Source organism: Curtobacterium flaccumfaciens, assembly GCF_004361695.1.
Classification (GTDB): domain Bacteria; phylum Actinomycetota; class Actinomycetes; order Actinomycetales; family Microbacteriaceae; genus Curtobacterium; species Curtobacterium flaccumfaciens_B.
The window spans coordinates 61,892-87,990 of sequence record NZ_SNVW01000008.1 but is presented as its reverse complement, the minus strand read 5'-3'; the positions used below and the strand labels follow the sequence as shown (position 1 = coordinate 87,990).

Sequence of the window (26,099 nt, the reverse complement as noted above, 5' to 3'; positions counted from 1 at the left end):
CGACGATCCCTGCCGCGACGTGCCACGCCTGCCCCCTCAGACGAACGCGGCCTGCCCCGTGATCGCCCGCCCGACGATGAGCGTGTTCACCTCGCGGGTGCCCTCGTACGAGTAGATCGCCTCGGCGTCCGCGAAGAACCGCGCGACGCCCTTGTCGAGCACGATGCCGTTGCCACCCTGCACCTCGCGGCACCAGGCGACGGTCTCACGCATCTTCGCCGTCGCGAACGCCTTCGCCATCGCGGAGTGCTCGTCGCCTCCGGTGCCGGCGTCCTGCATCGCCGACGCCTGGGTGCACAGCGCGATCGACGCCGTGATGTTCGCGAGCGACTGCACGAGCCGGTCCTGCACGAGCTGGTGCGCCGCGATCGGCTTGCCGAACTGGATCCGGGTGCGGGCGTAGTCGAGTGCCGCCTCGTAGGCGCCGACGGCGATGCCGATCGCCTGCCACGCGACCTCGGTGCGGGTGAGGCGGAGCACCTCGGCGGTCGACCGGAACGAGTCGGCGTGCTGGAGTCGACGCGACTCCGGCACCCGGACACCCTGCATGACGATGTCAGCGTTCTGCACCCCGCGCAGCGCGATCTTGTCCTCGATCTTCGTCGCCGTGAAACCCGGTGTGTCCGTCGTGACGAGGAAGCCCTTCACCTGGTCGTCCGCGACGTCCTTCGCCCAGATGACGACGACGTCCGCGAAGGTGGCGTTGCCGATCCAGCGCTTCTCGCCGTCGAGCACCCACTCGTCGCCCTCGCGTCGAGCCGTCGTGCGGAGTCCACGGGCGGAGTCGCTGCCGGAGAGCGGCTCGGTCAGACCGAACGCACCGATGAGCTCACCACGCGCCATCGGCGGCAGCCACTCCTGCTGCTGCTCCTCGCTGCCCGCGACGGCGATGGAGTTCATCGCGAGGCCGGACTGCACACCGATGAACGTCGCGACACTGGCGTCGACCCGTCCGAGCTCGAGCGCCGCCCACCCGCGGTACACGGCCGAGTTCTCGAACTGCCGCACGAGCGGGACGCCCGGTCCGTACATGCCGAGCTCCGACAGCGGCGTGATGACCTGCATCGGGAACTCGGCGCGCGCCCAGTACTCGTCGGCGATCGGGCGCACCTCGGACTCGAGGTACGTGCGCAGCCGTCCGAGGGACTCGCGCTCCTGCTCGGTCAGCCCCTCCTGGAAACGGTAGAAGTCGGACTCGAGCAGCGCGGTCGTGGACGTCGTCGTTGACATGAGGTCCACGATGCATCATTCTCGGAAACGTTGCAAGGGAGGCTCGCGTGTACACATCGGATTCTGCGCTGCGCGCGTTCCGGGAGGCACGCCACACCTTCATCGCCGGCTCGCGGATCGACATGGGCGCCTTGGCTGCCTCGCTCGGCGTGGACCGCACATCGCTGTTCCGGTGGGTGGGCAACCGTGACCGGTTGCTCTCCGAGATCCTGTGGTCCCTCGCAGTCCCGACCCTCGACGGCGCGGCCCGCGCTGCCGATGCCGCCGGCTCCTCCGGGGCCGCACGCATCGTGGACGTCCTCGACCGCTTCACCGCTGACCTCATCGAAGCGCCGTACTTCCGCGCGTTCCTCACCCGGGAACCCGCGCGGGCACTGCGGCTCCTCACCACGACGGAGAGTGACGTGCAGAGCCGCTTCGTCGGTCGGGTCACCGCTCTCATCGAGCACGAACAGTCCTCGGGTACGTTCGATCCCGGCCCGCTGTCGGGCGAGGAGCTCGCACGGCTGCTCGTCCGCATCTCCGAGTCGTTCACCTACGCGGAGTTCATCTCCGGCGAGACACCGAACCCCGAACGGGCACGAGCCGCGTTCGAGTACGTGCTCCGCCCAGACCCCGACCCCGCACGCGCCACCGATGCCGCACGCTCCCCCGTCACCGCAGTGGACACTGCCGCCCCATCGATCGGAGACCGATGACCATCGACGAGTACCCGTTCCGCCGGACCTACCAGACGCGGTGGAACGACAACGACATGTTCGGACACGTCAACAACACGATCTACTACAGCGCGATGGACAACGCGTCGACGTACTGGTTCCGCGAGGAAGCCGGGCTCGACCCGTTCACGTCGGAGTGGATCGCCGTGCTGGTGTCGTCGAGCTGCCGGTTCGTCGAGTCCGCCGTGTGGCCGGACGTCATCGAGGTGGGGATGCGCTCGAAGCACCTCGGGAACACGAGCCTGTCGTGGGAGTTCGGCCTGTTCCGGCAGTCCGACGGGGCGCTGCTCGCGACGGGCGAGTTCGTGCACGTCATCATCGACCGCGAGGGTGCACGCCGACCGATCTCCCTGCCGGCGTCCCTGCGCGAGCTCGTGACCGCGACGATGCAGGCCCCCGCCGCCGTCCCCGCCGACTGACCCGCGCCGCTCGCGCCGTAGCCCCACCGAACCACGAAGCCGACGCACGACCCCCGCCCGCGCCCCGCACAACCAAAGTCACCCCGAGCCGCGCATCGCCGCGGTTCGGGGTGACTTCAGTTGTGCGCCGTCGCGACAGGCGATGCGCGCCGCCGGACGGACCGCACCCGGGACTCAGGGGCGGTAGTCCTCGCGCCGGGGGTGGTTGAGCCGGACGGCAGCGTCATCCCCCGCGGGCTTCGCACCGTTCCACGTCCCGATGACCTTCGCGATCGTGGTCAGGACGAACCCCAGCGCCCGACCGACGGCGTACACGATGCGCATACGCCGAGCGGAGACGCCCTTCAGCCCTTCACCCCTTGAGCGCGGCGAGCTCCAGGTTGATGTCGTCCGGGTCCTGCACGGACAGGATCACCATGCCGGCATCGCCGAGGTCGGTGACCTCGCCGTGCTCGACCCCGGCGGCGTCGAGGCGAGCGGCGGCCTGGTGCAACTCGTCGACCGAGCCGACCACGAAGCTGACGTGGTCGAGGCCGACCGTGTCCGGGTCGAACCGTTGCCCCGAGGGCGCGACCGGGCGCAGGCCGAAGACCTGGTTGCCGAGCCGGAACACCGAGCCGCCGTAGAAGCGCTCCCGGTCCTCACGCACGCCGGGCTCGTCGACCTGGTCGCTGAAGTCGATCGCCGGGTCCGTGCCGAGGAGCTGCTGGTAGAACGCCTTGCTGCGGTGGATGTCCGTGACGGTCACGCGGACGTGGGCCAGGGCGGTGGGACGGGCGAAGGGTTCGGTCATGGTGGAGCTCCTCAGGGGTCGGCCCGACGGGGAATCGGCGGCGCACCGTGGTTGCGGCGCGAATCCGAGGCAACCCCCATCACCTCGGAGCAGCCTCGCCCGGCGCGGAGACCGGACAGGCGCACGACACGCGCACCGCGTCCACGGCGCGACCACGGCGAGACCACGGCGGGACCACAGGCGGCACGCGTGGAACCACGAACCCGACGTCGAACCAGCCCTACAGCGTGGTTCGACGTCGGTTCCGTGGTTCGACGAAGTGCGCCTAGATCAGGTCGTCCGTGAGGTGGTTCGGCGTCCCGAAGCGGTGCGCCGTGATCGACACCGCCTGCTCGCGGAGGAACGGCAGCAGCTCGATCCGACCGGCCTCGGTCACGGGCTCCCCGTACACGGCGACGTCCGGACGACCACCGATCGCCGAGTACAGCGCCGACACGTCCCCGCCGAGGAGCCGCACACGCGTGGACGGCCCGTTCGCCACCGCCGCAGCGAAGGCGTCGTCGGACTGAGCGGCCGTGAGCGATCGGACGTTCGGCAGCGCACGGACGGCCGACGTCACGGCGGCCGGCAGCGCCACAGCGGTCGAGACGTCGATCGTCGTGCCGGCACGCACCGAGGCGGCGACGACACGGACGAGATCGGCGACGGCGCCCTCCGCAGCCGAGTCGTCGGACGTCGACGCCAGCCGCACGTGCACGCCCGGGTACGGCAGGTACCGCGCGATGTTCCGCTCTGCCGTCAGCGCCGAGACGTCGGTGGCGGTGCCGAACAGCGAGGCCCAGGCCTGCTCGTCGGAGGCGACGGCACGGTCGAGCACCGGCGAGGTGATCCCGGCAGCGCGGACGAACGCGGAGACCGGGGCGGACGGTGCGGACCCCACCGTGGCCTCGGACGTCGACCACGAGCCGAGTCCGACCAGGTAGTTCAGCCCACCGGCCTTCGTCCCGGCGCCCACGGCAGACTTCTTCCACCCGCCGAACGGCTGGCGACGGACGATCGCGCCGGTGATGCCGCGGTTGACGTAGAGGTTGCCCGCCTCGATCGTGGAGAGCCACGTGCCGATCTCGGCCGGGTCGAGGGAGTGCAGGCCGGAGGTCAGGCCGTAGTCGACCTCGTTGACGATCGCGATCGCCTCGTCGAGGGTGGCCGCGGTCATGATGCCGAGGATCGGGCCGAAGTACTCGGTGCGGTGGAAGGCCGAGCCGCGCCGGACGCCGTCACGCACACCGGGGCTCCAGAGCTTGCCGCTGTCGTCGAGCTTCGCCGGCTTGACCGCCCAGGTCTCCCCCGTGCCGAGCTTCGTCAGGCCGTCGAGGAGCTTGCCGGCAGCGGGCTCGATCACTGGCCCCATCTGCGTGGTCGGGTCCGTCGGGTAGCCGACGGTGAGCGACGACACCGCGTCGATGAGCTGCGAGCGGAAGCGCCGCGAGGTCGCGACGGAGCCGACGAGCACGACGAGCGACGCCGCCGAGCACTTCTGGCCCGCGTGCCCGAAGGCCGACGCGACGACGTCCTTCACGGCGAGGTCGAGGTCGGCCGACGGGGTGACGATGACCGCGTTCTTGCCCGAGGTCTCGGCGAGCAGCGGCAGGTCGGGTCGGAACGAGCGGAAGAGCTCGGCGGTCTCGTACGCGCCGGTGAGGATCACCCGGTCGACCATCGGCGACGCGATGAGCTGCTGACCGAGGTCGTTCTCCGACACCTGCACGAACGCCAGCACATCGGCGGGGGCGCCGTGGGCGTCGAGCGCCGTCTCGATGATCGACGCGAGCACCGCTCCCGAACGCTCGGCGGGCGGGGCGGGCTTCAGCACGACGGCGGACCCGGCGGCGAGTGCGGCGAGGGTCGACCCGGCCGGGATCGCGACGGGGAAGTTCCACGGCGGCGCGACGAGCGTCAGCGCGGCGGGCGTGAACGACGCACCGTCGACGTCGTCGAGCGACTCGGCGAGCGACCCGTAGAAGTGCGCGAAGTCGATCGCCTCGGACACCTCGGGGTCGGCCTGGTCGATGGTCTTGCCGGTCTCGGAGGCCATGACCTCGACGAGGGAGGCCCGGTTCGCCTCGAGCGCGTCGCCCACGGCGTGCAGCACCGCGCCGCGGGCGCCACCGGACCAGGTCCCCCAGACGGCACCGGCGGCCCGGACACGACCGAGCGCCGTGTCGAGCGAGGCGGCGGAGGTGAGTCGTGCCTCCTGGACGGCCTTCGTGCCCAGCGTCGAGGACGCGATCCGCCCGGTGATGGCTGCGCCCCACTCGCGGAACGCGGCGACCGACGGGTCGGTGTCAGGCGTGTTCTCGAAGTGCCCCACACGCGGACGCTCGACGGCCGCGTAGCGGTCGGCCACACGGTGGGATGCGGGGGCGTCGAGCCCTCCGGGGAGCGCGAGCGGCGCCAGCGAGGAGCGGAACCGCTCTTCCTCGCGCGCGAACAGCGTCGGCGAGGACACGAGCGAGAACACCGCGGACATGAAGTTCTCCTGCGATGCCCCCTCTTCCAGCCGGCGGATCAGGTAGGCGATCGCGACGTCGAACTCGCCGGGGTGCACCACGGGCGTGTACAGCAGCAGCGACCCGACGGTCTTGCGGACGGCCTCGGCCTGGCCCTGCGCCATGCCGAGCAGCATCTCGAACTCGATGCCGTCACGGACGCCGCGCTGACCGGCGAGCAGCCACGCGTGCGCGACGTCGAAGAGGTTGTGCCCCGCGACGCCCACCCGGACGTTCTCGATGCGGGACGGCGTGAGTGCCCAGTCGAGCACGCGCTTGTAGTTCGTGTCGGAGTCCTGCTTGGTGTGCCAGGTCGCGAGCGGCCAGCCGTGCACGGAGGCCTCGACCTGCTCCATCGGCAGGTTCGCGCCCTTCACCAGGCGCACCTTGATGCCGGCGCCGCCACGGGCACGGCGAGCGGCGGACCAGTCCTGCAGCTGCTCCATCGCGGCGAGCGCGTCGGGCAGGTACGCCTGCAGGACGATGCCGGCTTCGAGCTGCAGGAACTCGGGCTCGTCGAGGAGCTTCGTGAAGACCGCGATCGTCAGGTCGAGGTCCTTGTACTCCTCCATGTCGAGGTTGATGAACTTCGCCGGGGTGGCCGCGGCGGCCCGTCGGAACAGCGGCCGGAGCTTCTCGATGATGTCCTCGACCGCGTGGTCGAACGCCCACGGGGAGTGCGGGTGGACCGTCGAGGAGACCTTGATCGACACGTAGTCGACGTCGTCGCGGGCGAGGAGCGCGTGCGTCCCCTCGAGTCGGCGGGCGGCCTCGCTCTCGCCGAGCACGGCCTCGCCGAGCAGGTTGACGTTGAGCCGGACGCCGTCGCGCTTGATCTTCGCGATCGCCGGGCCGAGCTTGGCGTCGGTCGCGTCGACGATGAGGTGTCCGACCATGTCGCGGAGCACCCGCCGCGCGATCGGCACGACGACGCCGGGGAGCAGCGGGGCCATGCCGCCACCGAGCCGGACGAGCCCGCGGAGCGCCGCCGGCAGGAAGCCGGGCGCGTTCGGCGCGATCTGCCGGAGCTTGCGCGCGGCGACGCCGAGGTCCTCCGGCCGGACGACGCCGTCGACGAACCCGACCGCGAAGTCGAGACCGGCGGGGTCGGCGAGCACCCCGGCGAGCTGCTTCGCCGAGCCGTCGACCGGGTAGGTCTCGGCGTCGGTCAGCCACTGCCGCACCAGCGCGACGGACTGGTCCGCCAACACGTCCGGCCCCGACGAAGCGGAAGGTGCCCCAGATGCAGCAGCCCCCGAAGCAGAGCCCGAATGAGCAGATCCGGGGTCGGTGGGAGCAGCCTCGTGCAGCGTCGTCATGGCTTCAGTGTGGAGCCCCCGAAGCAGTAGCGGAAGCAACCGTTCGTGACGGGTACCATTCAGTTCTCCTGATGAATCGAGGGACCCCGTCATGCTCGACGTCCGCCGCCTGGTCCTCCTCCGCGAGCTGTCGATCCGCGGCACGATCGCGGCCGTCGCCGAGGCCGTGAACTTCACCCCGTCGGCCGTCTCGCAGCAGCTCTCGGCCCTCGAACGCGAGGCCGGCGTCCCCCTCCTCCGCAAGGCCGGCCGGCGCCTGCAGCTCACCCCGCAGGCCGAGGTCCTCGTGCAGGCCGCCGGCCACGTGCTCGACGTCCTCGACCAGGCGCAGGCCGCGGTGGAGTCGACGATGCCGACCGTCCAGGGCCGTGTGCGCGTGGCGGTGTTCCAGTCGGCTGCCCTCGCCCTCATGCCGAGCGCGCTGCACGACATGGCGACGCAGCACCCCGACGTCCGCATCGAGATGGTGCAGCGGGAGCCGGAGACCGCGCTCAACGAGACCTGGGCCCGTGACTTCGACATGGTCATCGCCGAGCAGTACCCGGCGCACGCCGCACCGCACCTGCCCGGGCTCGACCGCTCCGACCTCACCACCGACGCCGTCCGGCTCGCGCTGCCGCCGGTCGACACCGCCCTCGCACCGGTCACCTCGATCGACGACGCCGAGGCCCTGCCCTGGGTGATGGAGCCCCGGGGCACGGCCTCGCGGCACTTCGCCGAGCAGGTGTGCCGGCGCTGGGGCTTCGAGCCCGACGTCCGGTACGAGACCGCCGACCTGCAGACCCAGATCCGCCTCGTCGAGTCCGGCAACGCCGTCAGCCTCATGCCCGACCTGATGTGGACGGGGCGGACCACGACCTGCCGGCTCGTCGACCTGCCGGAGCGCCCCCGGCGCACGATCTTCACGGTGGTCCGCGCGGCCGGCGCGTCGTCCCCGGCGGTCCGCGCCCTCCGCGACGCCCTCGAACGCGCAGCGGCCGCCGTCCGCGACTGACCCGCCTCGGGCCTGGAGGCACGGTGCCGGCCCGCCACGCCTCCCGCCGGGGCAACGGTGCAGGTCGTGACCGATCGGAGGCGACGGTGCCGGTCGTGACCGATCGCAGGCGACGGTGCGGGTCGTGACCGATCCGTGACCGCCGGCGGTGCGGGTCGTGACCGGTCCGTGACCTGCGGACGCCGGCCCACCCCCAAGCCGGGTCACATTTGGTCGGACGCGCTCGGCTGCACGCGCGCGTACCCGTACGATCCGATCACGTCCGAGAACTCTCGGCGGATTCTTACGATCCGGCACCCGACCGGACCTGAACACCTGGGGGAAGACGTGCGCCGCAGCACATCCGCCGCCCGACGCGCCTGCGCCGTCGGCACCACCATCGCACTCATCGGTCTCAGCACCGGTCTCGGCATCATGACGGCGACCTCGGCGTCCGCCGCCGAGCTCACGACGCCCGTCTCGTCGCAGACGAACGCCACCGACACCTCGGTCGGCGGGGCTCCGGCCGACGGCTCGTCGGACGGCACCGCGTCGAGCGGGTCCGGCACGACCGACCCCGCCGCCGGCTCCGGCACGGGCAGCGACACCCCGGCCACCGGCGACGCCGGCACCGGCAACTCCGGCTCCGGCAACTCCAACGACGGCACCCCCGGGACCGGCACGGGCACCCCCGGCAACGGCAACTCCGGCGACGGCACCCCCGGCGACACCGACACCACCGGCCCCGGCGACGGCTCGACCACCGAGCCCGCCACCCCGCCGGTCACCACCCCGGTGACGCCCCCGGCCACGTCGGACGACCAGCCCACGAAGCAGATCCGCGGCGCCGCCCTGCAGACCGTCACGATCGAGGGCGACCTCACCGTCGGCTCGCGCCTCATCGCGACCGACGAGGGCTTCGACCCGACGTCCCCGCAGTACGAGTGGACGGACGAGGCCGGTCAGGTCCTGTCGACCCGCCAGACCTACACGGTCGCAGCGGCCCTCGCGGGGCAGCGGATCTCGGTCGAGGTCACGGGCACCGTGGCGGGGGTCCCCGAGACGGCCACCGCCGTCACGGACACCGCCATCGCCCCCGTCTTCGTGGACGAGGACGGCAAGCCGCTCGCTGATGAGGACAGCGACGTCTCCATCGACGCGAAGGCCGGTGAGGCGTTCTCGTCCACCTTCCGTGCCAGCAGCACGCCGGCACCCGAGCTCTCGATCACGTGGTTCGACGAGGAGGGCGACGACACGACGACGGCGCCCGAGGGCGTGCAGTTCGACGCGAAGACCGGTGTGCTCTCCGGCATGCTGACCGACGCCGAGCAGTACTACGACTTCACCGTCACCGCGACGTCGACCAGCCCCTCGGGCACCGTGTCGAGCGACCTGTACGGGCACATCTCGATCGAGGCCGGCGACCCCGTCGGCATCGAGGTCACCTCGCTCGACGTGGACGGCCTGACCGCGGGCACCACGACGAGCGCGTGGATCATCCACCCGAACGGCGACGTGTACACGGCGGACCTCCTCGGCGAGTCCGCGCCGGTCAAGGGCGGCCAGGTGACCGTGCAGCAGGGCGGCACGCTCGCCGTCGGCGGCGCGAAGGTCGACCGCTACGGCAACGAGGTCTTCCCGGACTTCGACGAGGAGACCGACGAGCCGGTCTTCTTCACGCCGACCGTGACCTCGGACGTCGCGACGGACGTCGTCGCGGCCGACCCCGACCTCGGTGACGTCGGGTTCGTCAGCGTCACGTTCCCGCACGCCTCCACGCACACCCTGACGGTGTCCGGCGCCTCGCTGCCGAGCACGGTCTTCACGGTGGACGTGCGTCCGACCGCGGTCTCGACCATCGTGCCGACCAAGCCGGTCGTCGCGACCCACCACGTCGGCTCCGGCCGACTCGCCTACACCGGCACCGACTCGACGGGCGCCCTCCCCTGGGCCCTCGGTCTCGTCCTCGCCGGCGTCGGCCTCATCGGCGCACGCAGCCTGCGCCGCCGTCGCGCCCAGCGCTGACCCCCGACGTCTCCCGTCAGTCGCGTGCCCGCGTGGCTGACGGGAGGCCCACCTCGGCCCCGCCCCGCCCGTCACCGGTCCACCGGTCACGGCGCGGCGGGGCCGTTCCCGTCATCCGGCCGTCGGGGATCGGTAGCGTTGGGTGCATGCCCACCCTGCTGCACATCGACTCCTCGGCCGACCTCGCGCACTCCCGCTCCCGCGCCCTCACCGCCGCCTTCGCGGACGCCTGGCGCGCACGGGGCCCGGAGTACACGGTCGTCCGCCGAGACCTCCACGTCGACCAGCTCCCCCACCTCGAGACCTCGGCCCTGCACTGGGCAGCCGCGGACCGGACCGCCGACGAGACCGTCGCGCCCGAGGCCGAGGCGCTCCGCCAGGACGTCATTGACGAACTCCTGTCCGCCGACGTCGTCGTCGTGGGATCGCCGCTCTACAACTACACCGTGCCGTCGACGCTGAAGGCCTGGATCGACCGCGTCCACGTCCCCGGGGTCCTGGCCGGTGGCGTGCAGCCCCTCGCCGGCCGCCCGGTCGTGACGGTCGTGAGCCGCGGGGCCACGTACGACGCCGGTACCCCGACGGAGGACTGGGACCACGGGTCGCCCGTCCTGCACCTCATCCTCGGCACCGCACTCGGCATGAAGGTCTACCCGATCACGGTGAGCGCGACCCTCGCCGACCGGCTGCCGGACCTCGCACCGCTCGCCGAGCACGCCCACGCCGAGTTCGCCGACGCGAAGACGACCCTGGAGCGCCTGGCGTCCACCCTCGCCTGACCGCTCGCCCTGCCCGGTCAGGCGGGGCGGACCTCGTCGGAACGACCGAGCAGCGCCGCGTGGTACGCCGTCTGTGTCAGGGCGCTCGCGAGCAGGAACCCCGTCATCGTCTCGATCCCGCCGCTGAACGGCACGCGGGCCGCGACCTCGAACAGGGTCGGTCCGTCCAGGGCGTCGAGCGCCGCAGCGACGTGTCGCGACCGCTCCTCGCGGTGCCGCGCGAGCGTCTGCGCCCGCGAGACGACACCCCGGAACCGGTACTCGTGGCCCGGGCAGACCTCGAGGTGGTCCATGCCGGCGAGCAGTTCGAGCGACGCGAGGTAGTCCCCGAGCGGGTTCGTGGTGGTCAGCCCACCGAGCCCGATCCCGGGGTTGATCCGGGGCAGCACGTGGTCGCCGGTGAAGAGCAGCCCGTCGGCCTCGTCGACGAAGCACAGGTGTCCCGCGGTGTGCCCGGGCGTCCAGAGCGCCCGGATCGACCGCCCGGCGACGGGCAGTTCGTCGCCGTCCTCGAGCAGCAGGTCCGCGTACGGCTGCACGAGCCGACCGAGGCCGATGTGCCGCCCGCTCCCCCAGGACTCGACCACGCCGGCCCGCAGCTCGGCCGGCACGCCCCACGTCGCGATCTCGGCGTCGTTCGCGACGGCGTCCTCGCGTTCGCGGCCGAGCGCCTCGACCTCGAGCCGGTGCATGGCGACCCGGGCACCCGTGGCGTTCCGGATCGCCGCCGCCGCGCCGAGGTGGTCGGCGTGCAGGTGCGTCACGGCGACGAGCGAGACGTCCTCGAGGCGACGCCCGATCGACGTCAGGCCGTCGCGGAGCTCGTCGAGCGAGCCGTCGCCGCTCCACCCGGGGTCGATCACGGCGAGCGACCCGTCGGCGCCCTCGACCACGTACACGAGGGTGGCGTCGGGCACGCCGAAGCGGAAGGGCACGGCGAGGGTCCAGATGCCGGGCCGGACCTCCTCGACGGGCGGCAGGACGCCGTCGCGGAGCGCGGCGGCCTGCACGGGGCTGATTGGTTCCGGTGCCGGCGCTGCCGGCGGTGGCACGGTCGTCACGCGCACCACCCTACTGAGGCGCGACGACCTGCTCGGGGTGACCCGCGCCTCCAGGCGGTCGCCGCGGGGTCCCGGAGTCGTGACGAGTAGACAGGTCGCATGGAGATCGCACCGATGCTCGCCAAGGCCGTCGCGGACGTCCCGGACCCGGACAGCGTGAAAGGCGGGCTGCGGTACGAGCCGAAGTGGGACGGCTTCCGCGGGATCGTGACCGTCGACGGCGACGACGTCGAGATCGGCAGCCGGGGCGCGAAGCCGCTCACCCGCTACTTCCCCGAGCTCGTCGAGGCGTTCCGGGCGCAGTTCGGCGGGCGCGACCACCCGGTGGTGTTCGACGGCGAGGTGGTGCTCCGCACGGGCGAACCCGGTGCCGAGAAGCTCGACTGGGAGGCGCTGTCGCAGCGGATCCACCCGGCGGCCTCGCGGATCGCGAAGCTCAGCGCGGAGACCCCGGCGCAGTTCGTGGCGTTCGACGTCCTGTCGCTCGACGGCGAAGACCTGACCGGCCGCCCGTTCGACGACCGACGGGAACGGCTCGAGTCGCTGGCCGACGGCCTGGCCGACCCGCTCTTCGTCACCCGGACGACGCTCGACGTCGACCTCGCGCGCGAGTGGCTCACGACGTTCGAGGGGGCCGGGCTCGACGGCGTCGTCGCGAAGCCCCGCGCGAAGCCGTACGAGCCGGGCAAGCGGTCGATGCTCAAGGTGAAGCACCACCGCACCGCCGACGTGGTCGCCATCGGCTACCGCATCCACAAGAGCGGGACCGGCGTCGGCTCCCTGCTGGTCGGCCTCTACGGCGACGACGGCGAGCTGCGGCAGGTGGGCGGCGTCTCCGCCTTCTCCGACAAGCGACGGGTCGCGTTGGTCGAGGAGCTCGACCCGGTGGTCCTCCGGGATGCGGACGGGAGGCCCGTCACGGGTGACGGAGAACGGTCGCGGTTCTCGTCGGGTCGCGACACGTCGTTCGTCCGGCTCGCGCCGGACCGCGTGCTCGAGGTCCGCTACGACCAGATGGAGGGCGACCGCTTCCGGCACACGGTGCAGTTCGAACGGTGGCGCCCGGACCGCGAGGCCCGCTCGTGCGGGTTCGACCAACTCGAGGTCCCGGCCGCCTACGATCTGCGAGACGTGCTCAACTGATTGCTTGTGCTGTCCGTTTGACGCTCACTAGGATGAAGGTAGTTAGCCGAACTAGTAACTTCGTCCTCGCGGCCCGGAGCGGCCGCCAGGAGTGAGAACGGAGCGGGACATGATCATCGACGGCATCAGCGACGCGCACCGCGCGACCTGGTCGCGACTGACGCGGCTGCACACGGCGAGCGTCTCGCTGCCGACCCACACCACGCGGGTGACGGAGACGAAGCTGGTCGGCGAAGAGACCGCCGCCGCGTAGCCCTCCGGCTCAGGCCTTCTTCGCGCGGCTCGGCTGCACGCGAGGCGGTTCGCCCGGCATCTTCGGGAAGTCCGGCGGGAACGGCAGCTCGCCCTCGCCGTTCTCCAGGTCGCGCTCCCACCACGCCAGCAACGGGGCGATCGACCCCGGGTCCTCCCCCATCGACTCCCACGGGTCGCCCGTCGCCGCGAGCCGCTCCGGCACCGAGCAGATCGTGAACGTCGTCGGGTCCGCGGTGTCGATTTCCTCCCACGCGATCGGCGTCGACACCGCCGCGTGCGCCAGGGCACGCGGGCTGTACGCCCCCGCCATCGTCCGGTCGCGGTTCGCCTGGTTGAAGTCCACGAAGACGCGCTGGCCCCGCTCCTCCTTCCACCACGCCGTCGTCACCCGGTCCGGCATCCGCCGTTCGAGTTCCCGCGCCGCCGCGATCACCGCATGCCGCACGTCGAGGAACTCGTGCTCGGGACGGATCGGCGCGAACACGTGCAGGCCGCGGTTGCCGCTCGTCTTGATCCACGCCGTGAGCCCGACCTCCGCCAGCACCTTCCGGAGCTCGTGCGCGATCGGCACCGTGTCGTGGAAGTCCGTCCCCGGCTGCGGGTCGAGGTCGATCCGGAGCTGGTCCGGGTGGTCGCTGTCCTCGGCACGGGAGGCCCACGGGTGGAACACCACCGTGTTCATCTGCGCCGCCCACACCGCCACCGCCGGCTCGTCGATCACGAGCTGCGGGTGGCTCCGGGCGCTCGGGTAGGTGACCGTGACGGCGCGGACGTAGTCGGGGGCGCCCTTCGGCGGGTTCTTCGAGAAGAACTGCTCGCCGTCGACGCCGCCGGGGAACCGCTGCAGCGAGATCGGCCGGTCGCCGTTCGCCCGGACGAACGCATCGCCCACGGTGACGAGGTACTCCGCGAGGTCGAGCTTCGTGATGCCTGGCTCCGGCCAGAGCACGCGGGAGGGACTGCTGATCCGGACCTCGCGGTCGCCGTCGGGCCCGGGCACGGTCAGCACCGTCGCTTCGCTCGCCATGGTGCGGAAGCTACACGTGCACGGGCGGCGTGTCCCGCCCGCTCGACCTGCGCGAGGATGGTCGGGTGACGGCGTACCTCGGGGTGGACCTGGCGTGGGGGCTCGGCTCCGAGCGGAAGCCCGCGAACGAGACCGGCCTCGTCGCCGCGGACGCGGACGGCACCATCACGGACGCCGGGTGGGCTCGCGGGGTCGACGCCGTGACCGACTGGGTCGCGGAGCACCTCGGCCCGCGCACCCTGATCGCCGTCGACGCCTCGCTCGTGGTGACGAACCCCACCGGCATCCGCGAGGCCGAACGGCAGGTCGGACAGCGCTACGGCCGGTGGAAGGTCGCGGCGAACCCGACGAACCTCGCCTCCGCGGCGAGCGCCGGCGCCCGCCTGCTCGACCGGCTGACCGCGCTCGGCATCGGGTACGTCTCCGACACCGCGGCGATGCACGCACGCACCGGCCCTGCGGCGTTCGAGTGCTACCCGTACACGACGCTCGTCGGCGTCGAGGAGCTCGGGTACGACGAGGAGCGGCCCCGGTACAAGCGGCTCGACCTCCGGGTGCCGGCCGCGGCCGCACGGGCTCGGCGGGCGGAGGCCTTCGACGAGCTCGTCCGTCGGCTGCGCGGGACCCCGCTCGACCCGCCGCTGCTGCTCGACTCGCACCCCCTGACCGCCGGGTTGGCCGAGCCCTCCGGGATCCACGGTCCGACGCACAAGCACCGGGAGGATCTGCTGGACGGTGCCCTGTGCGCCTGGACCGCGGCGTTCTGGGACCGGCACGGCGACGACCGGGTGCAGATCCTGGGAGGCGATCCGCGCCTCCCGGCAGACCCGCTGGACGAGGCGGGCCGGAAGCCCGTCGTGGTGGCGCCCGCGCGCCCGTCGCAGCGGCGCCCTGCCGTTGCTGAGCCGCACGAAGCCGGTTCGTCGCAGTAGCTGGACGTGGCCGTCAGCAGTCGGCCGGCCGCTGGTCGGGCTGGATCACCTTCTCGAGCAACTCGCGCAGCGGGCGGAGGTCGCCGAGCATCGACCTTCGTGCGGAGTGGTGGTTCTCAGCCGTCGTGGCCTGCTGCCAGTCCAGCACCATGCCGTGCGCCGCGGCGTACTGCCGCCAGAACTCGCGCTGGGTCCGGCCGTTCCCCTCCATGAAGGGGTGGATGTGGTTGAGGACGGCGAACTGTCGGGTCAGGAACTCGACCGGACGCGTCGACATGCCGTCATCGTCATCGAGCTCGTCGTCGAGCCGGGCCATCCTCGCGGGGATGAGCTCGGGAGCGAGGAAGGGTTCCTCCGGGTTCTTCGCGATCCCGTCGAGCCGGTACTCCCCGGCCCATTCGTAGACGTCCTGGAAGAGGTGCGCGTGGATGCGCCGGACGCGCTGCGACGGTGGGAGGTCGTCGAGACCGTCGACGTCGCCGAGCACGAGGTCGAGTTCGCGGTCCTGCACCTCGGGGACTTCGAGTGCGGCGAGTTCCGCTCGACTCGTCGCGCCGAACTTGTTCCGGAGGACGTAGTTCTCGTCGTGGTAGCCGCCGTCCGGCCGAACACTCACCGCCGGTGCGCGACGGCCCGGAGTTCCTCGCGGCTGATCTCACCCTTGGCGAAGCGGTCCATCTGGCGGATCCACTCGGGGTTGTCCGCGAAGCCCTCGAGCCGGCCGGAGTGGATGACCGCCGCGACCGCGCGGGACCGCTTGGCGCGCTCCGCACTGGTGAGACTCCGAACCACTCGCTTGGCCATGTGGTCAATCGTACGCGGCGAGACGCTCCGACTCCAGGGGATCGCCGGTCCGCTCCTGCACCCTGCGGATCCGGTGCGGCGGCACGGCGCGCGGTTAGTCTTGACCGGTGAGCACCACCACCGAACCCCTGCGCATCGGGTTGGTGTCGTTGCACACCTCCCCCGGCGACGAACCCGGCTCGGGCGAGGTCGGCGGCATGAACGTCGTCGTCCGGCACCAGGCCGAGGCCCTCGCCGACCGTGGCCACCACGTCGACATCATCACGCGACGCTCGTCGCCGACGCAGCCGGACTCGGTGTCGCTCGTGCCCGGCGTCTGCCTGCGGTTCCTGTCCGCCGGTCCCGCCGAGCCGGTGCCGAAGGGCGAGCACGACGCGTTCATCGAGCCGTTCCGCCACGAGCTCGAACGCCTCGGCCCCTTCGACGTGCTGCACTCGCACCACTGGTTCTCCGGCGCCGCGGCCCTGCCCGTCGCCCGCGAACGCGGCATCCCGCACGTGCAGTCCTTCCACTCCATCGCCGCCGACCCCGAGACGCCGCTGTCCGAGGGCGAGCGCCCCGAGTCGGCGGGTCGCATCGCCGGCGAGGAACTGCTGGCGCGGGAGTCCGACGCGGTCGTGGTGGTCTCCGAGGCCGAGGCCTCGACCGTCCGGACCCGACTGGGTGGCGACGACGGCCGGATCTGGATCGTCCCGCCGGGCGTCGACGGGTCCGTCTTCCGCCCCGCCGCGAGCGGCGCGCGGCGCGCCGACGTCCCGTACGTGGTCGCCGCGGCACGCGTCCAACCGTTGAAGGGCCTGGACCTCGCGATCGAGGCGATCGCCGGCATCAGCCTGGAGGCACGCCCCACCCTCGTCATCGCCGGTGACGCCTCGAGTGAGGCGGGCGACTACGTGGACGAACTGCGTCGGCTCGCCGCCGCGCACGGCATCGCGGACCGCGTGACCTTCATCGGTCCGCAGTCACGGGCCGACCTGGCGTTCCTGTTCCGCGGCGCGGCAGCCGTGCTGGTGCCGTCGCACTCCGAGACGTACGGGTTGGTCGCGCTCGAGGGCTCCGCTTCCGGGGTGCCGGTCGTGGCCGCCGCTGCCGGTGGGTTGCGTGAGGCCGTGGTCGACGGCGAGACCGGGGTCGTGCTCGAGTCGCGGGATCCCGGGGTGTGGGCTGCGGAGATCGAGCGGATCCTGACGGACGCGGCGTACGCGGCGGGGCTGGCCGCGGCCGGTCGGGAGCACGCGGAGCGGCTCAGCTGGGAGCGGTCGGCGGCCGGGCTCGAGGACGTCTACCGTCGCGTGCTCGTGCGGGTGTGAGCGGGGTGGGCGTGCACGTGTCGTCGGTGTCGTCGGTGTCGTCGTGAGGGACTTCGCGGGGTTCTGGGCGGCGCTCGACGCCGTGCCCGTCGCCGAGGACGCCGAGGCGCTGTACGACGTGTCCTCGGCCGAGGGTCGTCTGCGTCGCGAGAACCTGACGCGCTACCTGTCGCTCGTCGCCGACGGCGCGGACACGCTGCTCGTCGCCGAGGCCCCGGGCTGGCGCGGCATGACGAACACGGGTGTGCCGTTCACGAGCATGCGGGAGCTCGGCCCGGAGTACCTCGTGCCCCCGGAGCCGACCGCCCCGTGGGAGGCATCGTCCCGGGTCGTGCAGGCTGCGCTCGCGGACTGGCGTGGCCCGCTGCCCCTGGCGTGGGCGATCTTCCCGCACCACCCGTTCGCCGGCGCCGACCGACTGACGAACCGCACGCCGCGACCAGCCGAGGTGCGGGACGGCGCACCCGTCGCGCTCGAGCTGCTGTCGGCACTCGGTGCGGGCAGGGGCGGAGCCGGTGCCGTCCGCGTGGTCGCGGTCGGGCGGAAGGCTCAGGGTGCGCTCGCGTCGGCGGGCATCGACGCCGTGGCGGTCCGGCACCCGGCGCAGGGCGGCGCGACGCAGTTCACCGAGCAGCTGCTCGCGCTGAACCGCTGCACGAGCTGAACGCACGCAGGTCGCGCGAGCGCAGGTCGCACGACATGCCGCCTCGCACCCACCGAAGTCGCACGAGGTGCAGCTCCGACGCACTCCGGGCGGCAGTTCCCGCGACCTCGCGCGACGCGGGGCTGAGCCGGGTCAGGCGGAGCGGACCTCGACGCCCTTCGCGGCGAGGCGCTCCACAACGTGGGCGGGCAGGGGCGCTGCGGCGTACACGGTCGTGAGCGCCGTCAGGTCGAGCACGTCGTCCCAGTTCTGCGGGTCGTAGCGGTCGTCGGAGCCGTCCCAGCCTGGGTGCACGTCCTGCAGGACCTGGAGGTCGGTGTCGACGGTGAGCTCCGTCACGAGGGACAGGTGCGACGGCAGCAGGTCGAGGTCGTCGTAGTACTCACGCGCCCGGTCGTCCTGCCCCTCGACGTCGAGGTCCTCGTCGCTCTGCTCGTCGTCCTCGCCGTCGTACGGCTCGAGCACGTCGAGGTCGTAGCAGAGCACGTCGAGCACGAGGAGCTTCGCGTTGAAGTCGGCGAACTCGATGGGCTCTTCGGTGGTGGTGGACTCGTCGTACATGGCTCGGAGCGTAGCGGCCCGGTCCCCCGGCGTCCGCAGATCACGTGTCCCCCAGGACACAGCCGTGTTGCGATCAGCGGGGAGCTTCCTGTGAAGGCGGACAGAATGGTGTCCCCCGGAAGAGGCTGACGCATGGCCACCACCAACACAGAGCGCCCGCAACAGGAGCAGACAGAGCTCAAGCGGGTCATCGGTCCCAAACTCCTGCTGCTGTTCATCGTCGGGGACATCCTCGGCACGGGCGTCTACGCGCTCACGGGTCAGGTCGCGGCGGAGGTGGGCGGAGCAGCGTGGCTCCCCTTCCTCATCGCATTCGCCGTGGCCCTGCTGACCGCGTTCTCGTACCTCGAGCTCGTCACGAAGTACCCGCAGACCGCCGGCGCCGCCTTGTACGTGCACAAGGCGTTCGGGATCCACTTCGTCACGTTCATCGTCACCTTCATCGTGATGTGTTCGGGCATCACCTCGGCGTCGACGGCGTCGCGGGCGTTCGCGGCGAACCTCGGCGCCGGGTTCGGCATCGAGCTGCCGAACGCGGTCGTGATGCTCATCGCGATGGGCTTCATGCTCATGGTGATGGCGATCAACTTCCGCGGAGTGAGCGAGAGCGTGAAGACGAACGTGGTCCTCACCCTCGTGGAGCTCAGCGGTCTCGTGATGGTCATCCTCATCGGCTTCTGGGCGATCGCGGGCGGCAACGCGGACTTCTCGCGCGTCGTGATGTTCGACACACCGGAGGACAAGTCCCTGCTGCTGTCGATCTCCACCGCGACCTCGCTGGCGTTCTTCGCGATGGTCGGGTTCGAGGACTCGGTGAACATGGCCGAGGAGACGAAGGAGCCCTCGCGCATCTTCCCGAAGGTCATGCTCACCGGCCTCGGCATCACCGCCGTGATCTACGTGCTCGTGTCCATCTGCGCCGTCGCCGTCGTGCCGATCGGACAGCTCGCCGGCAACGAGACGCCGCTGGTCACCGTGGTGCAGACCGCCGCGCCGGACTTCCCGATCGCCGACCTGCTGCCCTTCATCTCGATGTTCGCGGTCGCCAACACCGCACTGATCAACATGATGATGGCGTCGCGGCTGCTGTACGGCATGAGCAAGCAGGGCGTCCTGCCCGGCTTCCTCGCCCGCGTCTCGCCGACGCGCCGCACCCCGTCGAGCGCGATCGTCTTCACCACCTTCATCTCGCTGCTGCTCATCGGCTGGGTCTCGCTCGACCCGGACTCCCCCATCGTCGTCGTCCTCGGTGGGACCACGTCGCTGCTGCTGCTGTCGGTGTTCGCCGTCGTGAACCTGTCCGCCCTGGTCCTGCGTCGCGACAAGGTCGACCACAAGCACTTCCGTGCCGGCGTGATCATCCCCGTGATCGGCGTGATCACCTGCCTGTGGTTGGTCCTGCCGTTCTCGTCCGGCCGCGACCCGCAGCAGTACCAGATCGCGGGCGCGCTGCTGGCCCTCGGCGTCCTGCTCTGGATCGTCACGTGGTTCACGCACGGGCGGAAGCAGGCCGAGAAGGCTCCGACCGGGCTGGTCACCGAGCCGACGAAGGTCCAGCGCGAGGCGCACGACCACGAGCACCGGGACGTCTGAGCCAGCCGACCCGACCCGACCGGATTCGACACGACCCGACCCCGGACCCGGCGACACCCCCGCTCGGGAGGGTGCGGTTCCCAGGCGGCGCACGTAGCCTCTTCGTGCTCCGCGTGACCCGCCCCGCCCGAGAGGACCCGCCATGCGCCGCGTCGGCATCACGCTCGCATCGGTGTTCGGTGCGGGCGTCGTCGCGATCGGCATCGGTGTCATCGTGGTGATCGTCATCGCCGTGAACTCGTTGTCCGGTGCCGCGAAGTCCGTCACCGCCGAGGCGACGCCCACGTGCCCGGACGTCGCCTCGAAGACGATCGGCGGGATCGTCGTCCCCGCCGGACCCGTCGCCGGCTTCTGTCAGGACCGCCTGGTCAACGCCGCGTACGTGATCGAGGCCGCCCAGGCGCTCGGGATCGGCCCGCACACCCAGGCCGTCGGCGTGATGACCGCGATCGGCGAGTCCAGCCTGGTGAACATCGACCACGGTGACGTCGCCGGACCCGACAGCCGTGGACTGTTCCAGCAGCGGGACAACGGCGCGTGGGGCACGTACGCGCAGCGGATGGACCCGTACACGGCGGCCTCGATGTTCTACGCGAAGCTCGTCAAGGTGCCCGGGTGGAAGACCATGACACCGACGCAGATGGCGCACGCGGTGCAGATCAACTCGGACCCCGAGCACTACGCGAAGTTCTGGCCCGAGGCGAAGGCCGTCGTCGAGGGGCTCACCGGCGAGACCGTGCCGGACGCCGCCCCGCAGGGCTGACCCGGGCGTCACGACACCAGGGCGAGCGGTTCACCGGTCTCCTCCGGCTCATCGAGGGAGACGATCGCCGTCCCGCCCGTGTGCACCGCCACCTGCGCCCGGATCCGGACGCCGTGCTCGCGCAGCGCGCACTCGCAGGCGTCGACCCACTCCCAGTCGACCGGGAACAGGCGCGACTCACCGGGGCGCTCCCACACGAGCACCACCTCGGCCGCGGCGAGCTGGTGCACGACGTCGGCCGCGAGCGCCGCGAAGTCCTCGACGTGTTCGTCGGGTTGCCACGGGAGCTCCGAGATCGGCATCACGAACGAGATCGGCACGGCGCGTTCGTCGAGGAACAGCACCCAGCACTGTCGTGTGAGCGGCCGTTCGAGGAGCGCGTCGACGAGGTCCACCACGTCGTCGTCCGTCCGGACCGGGGTGTGGATGAGGCGGTCGAGCATGTCGTTGTCTGGCATGCCCCCAGCGTCGCGGCCGGAGCGACCCCGGCGCAGGGTCGAGCAGCCATCTGTGGAGCGATCGCCGCTGTCCGCCGCCTGTGGAGGAAGAACCTGCGACGCCCGGGAACGGCCTCAGATGCCGTGCGTGATCGCGCTGTCCACCAACAGGATCGCGCCGAAGAACACCGCCACGACGGCCGCGATCCCGAGCAACGCGAACGGCCAGGTCAGCTTCCGCCGCACGAGACGGAGCACGCACACGACCAGGGTGGCGACGAGTACCAGGCCCACCAAGACCGGGCCGACGGACACGACCGCTCCCCCGAACGCCTCGTCGCAGGTGTTGCCCGGCGCCCCGCACGAGCCGAACGCGAGCGACAGGAACACGATCCCGCCCCCGGCGACGACCGACTCGGCGGCCAACAGGACCAGCAGCGCCGTGGTGGCGACCACGTCGACGACGCGGCGGCGCCCTGCCCGGGGGTGGCGCGCCTCCCGGCCGAAGGCTGCCGGACCGGACCCGAGCGGATCCGCAGCCGACGCGGCACCCGACGCCGGACCGGGCGCACGTGCCGACCGGTCCGAGCCGACTCCCGCGCGGGCTGCCATCACACTCGCCGCCCGCGCGTCGACCAGAGGGAGGCGGCGATGAGCAGGGGCTGCCCGAACAGCCGACCGATGCGCTTGACGTCCGAGTCGAGGCCGAAGGCGTCGCGACGGTTCAGCCACTGCGAGACGTTGCCGGGGAAGACCGCCACGAAGAACAGGGCGACGACGTTCCCGACGGTGCGGCGGCTCCGGCGCGGTGCGAGCACGAGGGCGCTGCCGAGGGCGATCTCGGCGACGCCCGAGGCGAGGACGGTGGTGTCCTCGTCGAGCGGGACGAACTCGGGGACCTGCGCGCGGAAGTCCTGCCGGGCGAAGGTGAGGTGGCTCGTGCCGGCGAAGACCAGGGCGAGACCGAGCAGGACGCGGAGGAAGGAACGCATGCCTCCATCGTGCCCGTCCGACCAGCCCGGTGCCCGCTGCCGCTGGATCGGACCGGCTCGCGCGCCACGACTCGTCGGTCGGTAGATTCGGACGCATGGGAGCAGCCACGCGGGACCACGAGCCAGCCGCCGTTCCCGCGACCCTGGCCGTGCTGCTCGGGCCGATCGCGTTCTACATGGGCATCATCGTGCCGGCCGCCTCGACGGGACGGCACGTCCTGCTCGGTGCCGCGTTCGGCGTGGTGTGCGTGCTGAGCGGGTGGCGGGCGATCGCGATCGCGGGGCGTCGACGGGCCGTGCGGGTCTGGTCGTGGATCGGGATCGTGATCGGGGCGCTCGGGCTGGCGATGCTCGTGTGGCAGTTGCTCGTGATCGTCACCGGGGGTGCGTTCCCGCCGCCGTTCTGGTCGCCGTACGCGTTCCGGTGATCGCCCACACCCTCACCACCCGAGCGTGCCCGCCCCGCCCTTGAACGGCCCGACGACCTTCGACGTGATCCAGCCGCCGTAGAAGTCGCCCTCCTGCGCCTGCACGACCTCACCACCGACCTCGCACGAGTCCATCGCCGACGGGTAGATCGCCACCATGTCGCGGAGCACCTCGTACCCCGGCTCCGGCGTCGGGTAGTTCCAGGCCGCCCGCGAGGCCACGGCACCCCCACCGACCACGTCGAAGTACCGGGCGTGGCCCTTGAACTCGCACATGCTCGAGCCGTCGGCTGGCCGGAGGTCCAGATCGGCCATCGGCAGGTAGTACACCGGCGGGTGGGAGGTCTCCAGCACCCGCACCGCAGCCGTCGTGTCGGCGATCACGACCCCGCCGAGCCGCACCACCACGCGCTCGTGCACCGGTTCGACGGCGGGCGGACGCGGGTAGTCCCACACGGATTCCTGGCCGGCAGCGGGTTCGGTTCGGGTGGGTCGTCGCATGGCTCCCGTCTACGCCGCGCCCCTGCTGGTTCGCCGTCGCGTCCGTCCCCCGGCCGTTCCGCCCGCCTCGCCGCCCGCCTCTCTGCCCCGGCTCTCTGCCCCGGCGCCGCCCGAGTTTCGGGCCCAGCGACAGTTCACGCGGCAGCGAGCGCGTGAACTGTCGCTCACCGCGAAACGGGCCCCCGCCCCGCGCGCCCCGCCGGGCGCGCGGCCGGGCGGCCAACCGCGCACAACGCGCTCCCGAGGAGCAGAGTGGGCGCGTGACGACGACGACACGCACCCTCTTCCGACGGAAGCCGATCGACACGATCGACGACGAGACCGGTGGCGAGGACGGCCTCAAACGGCACCTCGGCCTCTGGCAGCTCACCGCGATCGGCATCGGCGGCATCATCGGCGCGGGGATCTTCACCCTCGCCGGCACGGTGGCGAACGGCGTCGCCGGCCCCGCCGTCCTCATCAGCTTCCTCGTGGCCGGTGTCGCGAGTGCCGCCGCAGCCCTGTCGTACGCGGAGTTCGCCGGCCTCATCCCGAAGGCCGGCAGCGCGTACACGTACGGCTACGCGGTCCTCGGCGAGATCGTCGGCTGGTTCATCGGCTGGGACCTGCTGCTCGAGTACACCGCGATCGTGGCGGTGGTCGCGATCGGCATCTCCGGCTACGTCGGGTTCCTCGTCGGCCAGTTCGGCATCGACCTACCCGCCTGGATGCTCGGCGCCCCCGGCACCGGCGACGGCCACGTGATCGACGTCTTCGCGATCATCCTCTGCCTGCTCACCGCGTTCGTGCTCACCCGCGGCATCCGCAGCGCCGCCCGGTTCGAGTTCGTGGCGGTCGGCATCAAGGTGGCGCTCGTCGTGCTCATCGTGGTGCTCGGCGTGTTCCACATCAACAGCGCGAACTACTCCCCGTACTTCCCGTTCGGGTTCGGCGGCGTGATGACCGGCGCCGCGACGGTGTTCTTCGCCGTGTTCGGCTACGACGCGATGTCCACCGCGGCCGAGGAGTCCACCGACGCCCGGAAGCACATGCCGAAGGCGATCCTGCTGTCCCTCGGCATCTCGATGGTCCTCTACGTCCTGGCGACGCTCGTCCTGACGGGCATGCAGAAGTACACCGACATCGACCCGGCGTCGGGCTTCTCGTCGGCGTTCGCGTCGGTCGGTCTCGGCGGTGTCGCGAACGTCATCGCGATCGGCGCCATCGTCGGCATCATCACCGTCCTCGTGACCTTCATGCTCGGCGCGAGCCGCGTCTGGTTCTCGATGAGCCGCGACGGCCTGATGCCGAAGTGGTTCGCGAAGACCGACCCGAAGCGCCACGTGCCGACCCGGGTCACGTGGATCCTCGGCATCGCGTCGGCGATCCTGGCGGGTGTGCTGCCGATCGGCGTCGTGGCGGAGCTGACGAACATCGGCATCCTGCTCGCCTTCGTGGTGGTCTGCTCCGCGGTGATCGTGCTGCGGTACCGCCAGCCCGACCTCGACCGCCAGTTCAAGCTGCCGTTCATGCCGGTGATCCCGATCATCGGCGTGATCGCATCGCTGTGGCTCGTGACGTTCCTGCAGTGGGAGACCTGGGTCCGCTTCGCCGTCTGGTTCGCGATCGGCCTCGGCGTGTACTTCGGCTACTCGCGCAAGCACAGCAAGCTGGCGACGGGCGAGACGACCGGCAAGCCCCTCGGCGACTGACCCCGGTCGCGACGGCACCGGTCGCGGCGGCGGCGGTCGCGGCGGCACCGGTCGCGTCGACACCGGTCGCGACGGCACCGGCACCTGACTCGACGAAACTTCATGTCCTCCGAAACGAGGACTGCGGCGGTTCCGGATGGTGCGACAGACTCCCTGTGTGCATACACAGAAACAAGGGGGGATGTCACGAAGGATGCTGCTCACCGGCGCAGCCGGAGTGGCAGCAGCAGCCTCCGTCACAGAGATCTTCCGAACAGTCCCAGCGTTGGCAGCTCCGGCGTTCGTCTTCCCGTTCACGCAGGCGTGGGGCGTCAGTTCGCCGTACGGCATGCGCGTGCACCCGGTGGACGGCATCCGCAAGATGCACTGGGGCGTCGACTACCGAGCGGGCGCAGGCGTCAACATCCACGCCTGCGCCGGCGGCAAGGTGGCGTTCGCGGGGGCGAACAGCGGGTGGGGCAACCAGGTCCGGATCGACCACGGCGGCGGCTTCGTCACGAGCTACAACCACATGGTCGCCGGGAGCATCACGGTCAAGACCGGACAGACCATCGAGCTGGGGACGCTCCTCGGCCAGGTCGGAGACACGGGCAAGGTCACGGGGCCGCACCTGCACCTCGAGTACCTCGTCAACGGCCAGAACCAGGACCCCGCGAAGGTCATCACGACGGCTCGCCTCAACCCGGGCAAGCCGGCGCCCACCCCGACCAACCCCAGCACCGGAGACGACGACGACATGTTCAAGCTCATCAAGGCGAACGAGACCGGGCGGGTGTGGATCGTCGGTCCCGCCGGCAAGGTCCACGTCAGCAACGCCACGCACGCCGGACTGCTCGAGCGGTTCCAGCGGTCGAGCGACCTGCTGACGGTCGAGATCGACATCTGCAAGAGCTACATCCGCCAGGTCTGGCCCGCAGCCTGACCGACTGAGAGGCATCACGTGTTCAAGATCATCAAGTCGGCTGAGACCGAGGACGTCCACATCGTCGGCCCGGCGAACCGTTCCCGCATCGGCAGCCCGTCGCACGTCCAACTCCTGCAGCGCTTCCTCAAGCAGGACTCGCTCCTGACGGTCGAGATCGACATCTGCATCAGCTACATCCGCAAGGTCTACTGACCCGCCGAGGACACGAAGACCCCCCGCCGACCACGGTCGGCGGGGGGTCTTCCGCGCTGTCGGACGGACTCCAG

Annotated in this window: 29 protein-coding genes; 16 read left to right on the top strand and 13 right to left on the bottom strand. The window is 71.5% G+C overall.

The genetic code is table 11. From position 1 onward, the window contains the following. Nucleotides 1-36: 36 nt before the first annotated feature. Nucleotides 37-1,230 (bottom strand): acyl-CoA dehydrogenase family protein, encoded by a 1,194-nt coding sequence (locus EDF64_RS12230; protein ID WP_133520272.1) that lies wholly within the window; start codon nucleotides 1,228-1,230, stop codon nucleotides 37-39. A 47-nt stretch (nucleotides 1,231-1,277) separates the two neighbouring features. Here EDF64_RS12230 and EDF64_RS12225 point away from each other — a divergent pair, with 47 nt between their 5' ends. Together EDF64_RS12225 and EDF64_RS12220 are read left to right on the top strand one after the other, a co-directional pair. After that, nucleotides 1,278-1,928 (top strand): QsdR family transcriptional regulator, encoded by a 651-nt coding sequence (locus EDF64_RS12225; RefSeq protein ID WP_166645721.1) that lies wholly within the window; start codon nucleotides 1,278-1,280, stop codon nucleotides 1,926-1,928. Continuing rightward, nucleotides 1,925-2,368 (top strand): acyl-CoA thioesterase, encoded by a 444-nt coding sequence (locus EDF64_RS12220; protein WP_133520271.1) that lies wholly within the window; start codon nucleotides 1,925-1,927, stop codon nucleotides 2,366-2,368. The genes EDF64_RS12225 and EDF64_RS12220 overlap by 4 nt, the downstream gene beginning before the upstream one ends. 174 nt (nucleotides 2,369-2,542) lie before the next feature. On the opposite strand, the gene EDF64_RS18240 is transcribed toward EDF64_RS12220, so the two are convergent. The 3 genes from EDF64_RS18240 to EDF64_RS12210 form a co-directional block, all read right to left on the bottom strand. Then, nucleotides 2,543-2,692, bottom strand: coding sequence for a hypothetical protein (locus EDF64_RS18240; RefSeq protein ID WP_166645720.1), 150 nt, complete (start codon nucleotides 2,690-2,692; stop codon nucleotides 2,543-2,545). Between the two features lie 28 nt (nucleotides 2,693-2,720). Then, entirely contained in the window at nucleotides 2,721-3,161 is a 441-nt protein-coding gene (locus EDF64_RS12215; protein WP_133520270.1) for a VOC family protein, read from the bottom strand. A 265-nt stretch (nucleotides 3,162-3,426) separates the two neighbouring features. Beyond that, the gene (locus tag EDF64_RS12210) at nucleotides 3,427-6,969 is read right to left on the bottom strand and encodes a proline dehydrogenase family protein (protein ID WP_133520269.1); all 3,543 of its coding nucleotides are present in this window, start codon (nucleotides 6,967-6,969) and stop codon (nucleotides 3,427-3,429) included. 91 nt (nucleotides 6,970-7,060) lie between these two features. Here EDF64_RS12210 and EDF64_RS12205 point away from each other — a divergent pair, with 91 nt between their 5' ends. From EDF64_RS12205 to EDF64_RS12195, 3 genes are all read left to right on the top strand, one after another. Then, nucleotides 7,061-7,963: a LysR family transcriptional regulator gene (locus tag EDF64_RS12205; protein ID WP_133520268.1), complete on the top strand. Its 903-nt coding sequence runs from the start codon at nucleotides 7,061-7,063 to the stop codon at nucleotides 7,961-7,963. 327 nt (nucleotides 7,964-8,290) lie between these two features. Next, nucleotides 8,291-9,967, top strand: coding sequence for a hypothetical protein (locus tag EDF64_RS12200; RefSeq protein ID WP_133520267.1), 1,677 nt, complete (start codon nucleotides 8,291-8,293; stop codon nucleotides 9,965-9,967). 146 nt (nucleotides 9,968-10,113) lie between these two features. Continuing rightward, nucleotides 10,114-10,746: an FMN-dependent NADH-azoreductase gene (locus EDF64_RS12195; RefSeq protein WP_133520266.1), complete on the top strand. Its 633-nt coding sequence runs from the start codon at nucleotides 10,114-10,116 to the stop codon at nucleotides 10,744-10,746. Nucleotides 10,747-10,763: 17 nt separating this feature from the next. Here EDF64_RS12195 and EDF64_RS12190 read toward each other — a convergent pair whose 3' ends face one another. Further along, entirely contained in the window at nucleotides 10,764-11,807 is a 1,044-nt protein-coding gene (locus EDF64_RS12190) for an MBL fold metallo-hydrolase (RefSeq protein WP_166645719.1), read from the bottom strand. Nucleotides 11,808-11,906: 99 nt separating this feature from the next. Between EDF64_RS12190 and EDF64_RS12185 the strand changes: the two genes are divergently transcribed. Together EDF64_RS12185 and EDF64_RS18235 are read left to right on the top strand one after the other, a co-directional pair. Then, entirely contained in the window at nucleotides 11,907-12,950 is a 1,044-nt protein-coding gene (locus EDF64_RS12185) for an ATP-dependent DNA ligase (RefSeq protein ID WP_133520264.1), read from the top strand. A 109-nt stretch (nucleotides 12,951-13,059) separates the two neighbouring features. Beyond that, nucleotides 13,060-13,203 carry a hypothetical protein gene (locus EDF64_RS18235; protein WP_166645718.1) on the top strand — a complete coding sequence of 48 codons (144 nt, stop codon included), beginning with the start codon at nucleotides 13,060-13,062 and terminating at the stop codon, nucleotides 13,201-13,203. Nucleotides 13,204-13,212: 9 nt separating this feature from the next. On the opposite strand, the gene ligD is transcribed toward EDF64_RS18235, so the two are convergent. Beyond that, complete coding sequence (gene ligD / locus EDF64_RS12180) at nucleotides 13,213-14,232, bottom strand: non-homologous end-joining DNA ligase (RefSeq protein WP_133520263.1); 1,020 nt, start codon at nucleotides 14,230-14,232, stop codon at nucleotides 13,213-13,215. Between the two features lie 65 nt (nucleotides 14,233-14,297). Between ligD and EDF64_RS12175 the strand changes: the two genes are divergently transcribed. Further along, a complete protein-coding gene (locus tag EDF64_RS12175; RefSeq protein ID WP_133520262.1) occupies nucleotides 14,298-15,164 on the top strand; it encodes a DUF429 domain-containing protein in 867 nt (288 codons plus the stop codon). A gap of 13 nt (nucleotides 15,165-15,177) precedes the next feature. Here the strand turns inward: EDF64_RS12175 and EDF64_RS12170 are convergent, their stop codons facing one another. Together EDF64_RS12170 and EDF64_RS12165 are read right to left on the bottom strand one after the other, a co-directional pair. Beyond that, complete coding sequence (locus EDF64_RS12170) at nucleotides 15,178-15,780, bottom strand: Fic/DOC family protein (RefSeq protein WP_133520261.1); 603 nt, start codon at nucleotides 15,778-15,780, stop codon at nucleotides 15,178-15,180. After that, nucleotides 15,777-15,968, bottom strand: a complete 192-nt coding sequence (locus tag EDF64_RS12165; protein WP_133520260.1) for an antitoxin VbhA family protein — start codon at nucleotides 15,966-15,968, stop codon at nucleotides 15,777-15,779. The genes EDF64_RS12170 and EDF64_RS12165 overlap by 4 nt, the downstream gene beginning before the upstream one ends. Before the next feature lie 107 nt (nucleotides 15,969-16,075). Here EDF64_RS12165 and EDF64_RS12160 point away from each other — a divergent pair, with 107 nt between their 5' ends. Both EDF64_RS12160 and EDF64_RS12155 read left to right on the top strand, forming a co-directional pair. Next, entirely contained in the window at nucleotides 16,076-17,278 is a 1,203-nt protein-coding gene (locus EDF64_RS12160) for a glycosyltransferase (protein ID WP_133520259.1), read from the top strand. 43 nt (nucleotides 17,279-17,321) lie between these two features. Beyond that, the gene (locus tag EDF64_RS12155) at nucleotides 17,322-17,942 is read left to right on the top strand and encodes a hypothetical protein (RefSeq protein ID WP_133520258.1); all 621 of its coding nucleotides are present in this window, start codon (nucleotides 17,322-17,324) and stop codon (nucleotides 17,940-17,942) included. A gap of 132 nt (nucleotides 17,943-18,074) precedes the next feature. On the opposite strand, the gene EDF64_RS12150 is transcribed toward EDF64_RS12155, so the two are convergent. Continuing rightward, nucleotides 18,075-18,503 carry a DUF6892 domain-containing protein gene (locus EDF64_RS12150; protein ID WP_133520257.1) on the bottom strand — a complete coding sequence of 143 codons (429 nt, stop codon included), beginning with the start codon at nucleotides 18,501-18,503 and terminating at the stop codon, nucleotides 18,075-18,077. Between the two features lie 132 nt (nucleotides 18,504-18,635). Here EDF64_RS12150 and EDF64_RS12145 point away from each other — a divergent pair, with 132 nt between their 5' ends. Together EDF64_RS12145 and EDF64_RS12140 are read left to right on the top strand one after the other, a co-directional pair. Continuing rightward, nucleotides 18,636-20,096 carry an APC family permease gene (locus EDF64_RS12145; RefSeq protein ID WP_133520256.1) on the top strand — a complete coding sequence of 487 codons (1,461 nt, stop codon included), beginning with the start codon at nucleotides 18,636-18,638 and terminating at the stop codon, nucleotides 20,094-20,096. A gap of 142 nt (nucleotides 20,097-20,238) precedes the next feature. Further along, on the top strand, nucleotides 20,239-20,859 hold the full coding sequence (locus tag EDF64_RS12140) for a hypothetical protein (RefSeq protein ID WP_133520255.1): 621 nt from the start codon (nucleotides 20,239-20,241) through the stop codon (nucleotides 20,857-20,859). Between the two features lie 8 nt (nucleotides 20,860-20,867). Here the strand turns inward: EDF64_RS12140 and EDF64_RS12135 are convergent, their stop codons facing one another. The 3 genes from EDF64_RS12135 to EDF64_RS12125 form a co-directional block, all read right to left on the bottom strand. Continuing rightward, entirely contained in the window at nucleotides 20,868-21,317 is a 450-nt protein-coding gene (locus tag EDF64_RS12135; protein WP_133520254.1) for a hypothetical protein, read from the bottom strand. A 114-nt stretch (nucleotides 21,318-21,431) separates the two neighbouring features. Continuing rightward, nucleotides 21,432-21,908 carry a DUF6264 family protein gene (locus EDF64_RS12130; RefSeq protein ID WP_432207028.1) on the bottom strand — a complete coding sequence of 159 codons (477 nt, stop codon included), beginning with the start codon at nucleotides 21,906-21,908 and terminating at the stop codon, nucleotides 21,432-21,434. After that, on the bottom strand, nucleotides 21,908-22,288 hold the full coding sequence (locus EDF64_RS12125) for a DoxX family protein (protein WP_133520252.1): 381 nt from the start codon (nucleotides 22,286-22,288) through the stop codon (nucleotides 21,908-21,910). Before EDF64_RS12125 ends, EDF64_RS12130 begins: the two co-directional genes overlap by 1 nt. Before the next feature lie 95 nt (nucleotides 22,289-22,383). On the opposite strand from EDF64_RS12125, the gene EDF64_RS12120 reads away from it, so the two are divergent. Beyond that, entirely contained in the window at nucleotides 22,384-22,716 is a 333-nt protein-coding gene (locus tag EDF64_RS12120; RefSeq protein ID WP_133520251.1) for a hypothetical protein, read from the top strand. Between the two features lie 12 nt (nucleotides 22,717-22,728). Here the strand turns inward: EDF64_RS12120 and EDF64_RS12115 are convergent, their stop codons facing one another. Continuing rightward, nucleotides 22,729-23,217 (bottom strand): DUF427 domain-containing protein, encoded by a 489-nt coding sequence (locus tag EDF64_RS12115; protein WP_133520250.1) that lies wholly within the window; start codon nucleotides 23,215-23,217, stop codon nucleotides 22,729-22,731. A 260-nt stretch (nucleotides 23,218-23,477) separates the two neighbouring features. On the opposite strand from EDF64_RS12115, the gene EDF64_RS12110 reads away from it, so the two are divergent. From EDF64_RS12110 to EDF64_RS18230, 3 genes are all read left to right on the top strand, one after another. After that, complete coding sequence (locus EDF64_RS12110; RefSeq protein ID WP_133520249.1) at nucleotides 23,478-24,908, top strand: amino acid permease; 1,431 nt, start codon at nucleotides 23,478-23,480, stop codon at nucleotides 24,906-24,908. A 265-nt stretch (nucleotides 24,909-25,173) separates the two neighbouring features. Beyond that, entirely contained in the window at nucleotides 25,174-25,830 is a 657-nt protein-coding gene (locus EDF64_RS12105; RefSeq protein ID WP_166645717.1) for a M23 family metallopeptidase, read from the top strand. 18 nt (nucleotides 25,831-25,848) lie between these two features. Further along, nucleotides 25,849-26,025 (top strand): hypothetical protein, encoded by a 177-nt coding sequence (locus tag EDF64_RS18230; RefSeq protein ID WP_166645716.1) that lies wholly within the window; start codon nucleotides 25,849-25,851, stop codon nucleotides 26,023-26,025. Nucleotides 26,026-26,099: the final 74 nt, after the last annotated feature.

What these genes read in the sequence shown, in the direction of transcription:
- EDF64_RS12230 (WP_133520272.1), bottom strand. Translation starts at nt 1,230, where the DNA reads ATGTCAACGACGACGTCCACGACCGCGCTGCTCGAGTCCGACTTCTAC.
- EDF64_RS12220 (WP_133520271.1), top strand. Translation starts at nt 1,925, where the DNA reads ATGACCATCGACGAGTACCCGTTCCGCCGGACCTACCAGACGCGGTGG.
- EDF64_RS18240 (WP_166645720.1), bottom strand. Translation starts at nt 2,692, where the DNA reads ATGCGCATCGTGTACGCCGTCGGTCGGGCGCTGGGGTTCGTCCTGACC.
- EDF64_RS12215 (WP_133520270.1), bottom strand. Translation starts at nt 3,161, where the DNA reads ATGACCGAACCCTTCGCCCGTCCCACCGCCCTGGCCCACGTCCGCGTG.
- EDF64_RS12210 (WP_133520269.1), bottom strand. Translation starts at nt 6,969, where the DNA reads ATGACGACGCTGCACGAGGCTGCTCCCACCGACCCCGGATCTGCTCAT.
- EDF64_RS12205 (WP_133520268.1), top strand. Translation starts at nt 7,061, where the DNA reads ATGCTCGACGTCCGCCGCCTGGTCCTCCTCCGCGAGCTGTCGATCCGC.
- EDF64_RS12195 (WP_133520266.1), top strand. Translation starts at nt 10,114, where the DNA reads ATGCCCACCCTGCTGCACATCGACTCCTCGGCCGACCTCGCGCACTCC.
- EDF64_RS12185 (WP_133520264.1), top strand. Translation starts at nt 11,907, where the DNA reads ATGGAGATCGCACCGATGCTCGCCAAGGCCGTCGCGGACGTCCCGGAC.
- EDF64_RS18235 (WP_166645718.1), top strand. Translation starts at nt 13,060, where the DNA reads ATGATCATCGACGGCATCAGCGACGCGCACCGCGCGACCTGGTCGCGA.
- ligD (WP_133520263.1), bottom strand. Translation starts at nt 14,232, where the DNA reads ATGGCGAGCGAAGCGACGGTGCTGACCGTGCCCGGGCCCGACGGCGAC.
- EDF64_RS12165 (WP_133520260.1), bottom strand. Translation starts at nt 15,968, where the DNA reads ATGGCCAAGCGAGTGGTTCGGAGTCTCACCAGTGCGGAGCGCGCCAAG.
- EDF64_RS12150 (WP_133520257.1), bottom strand. Translation starts at nt 18,503, where the DNA reads ATGTACGACGAGTCCACCACCACCGAAGAGCCCATCGAGTTCGCCGAC.
- EDF64_RS12145 (WP_133520256.1), top strand. Translation starts at nt 18,636, where the DNA reads ATGGCCACCACCAACACAGAGCGCCCGCAACAGGAGCAGACAGAGCTC.
- EDF64_RS12140 (WP_133520255.1), top strand. Translation starts at nt 20,239, where the DNA reads ATGCGCCGCGTCGGCATCACGCTCGCATCGGTGTTCGGTGCGGGCGTC.
- EDF64_RS12135 (WP_133520254.1), bottom strand. Translation starts at nt 21,317, where the DNA reads ATGCCAGACAACGACATGCTCGACCGCCTCATCCACACCCCGGTCCGG.
- EDF64_RS12130 (WP_432207028.1), bottom strand. Translation starts at nt 21,908, where the DNA reads ATGGCAGCCCGCGCGGGAGTCGGCTCGGACCGGTCGGCACGTGCGCCC.
- EDF64_RS12125 (WP_133520252.1), bottom strand. Translation starts at nt 22,288, where the DNA reads ATGCGTTCCTTCCTCCGCGTCCTGCTCGGTCTCGCCCTGGTCTTCGCC.
- EDF64_RS12120 (WP_133520251.1), top strand. Translation starts at nt 22,384, where the DNA reads ATGGGAGCAGCCACGCGGGACCACGAGCCAGCCGCCGTTCCCGCGACC.
- EDF64_RS12115 (WP_133520250.1), bottom strand. Translation starts at nt 23,217, where the DNA reads ATGCGACGACCCACCCGAACCGAACCCGCTGCCGGCCAGGAATCCGTG.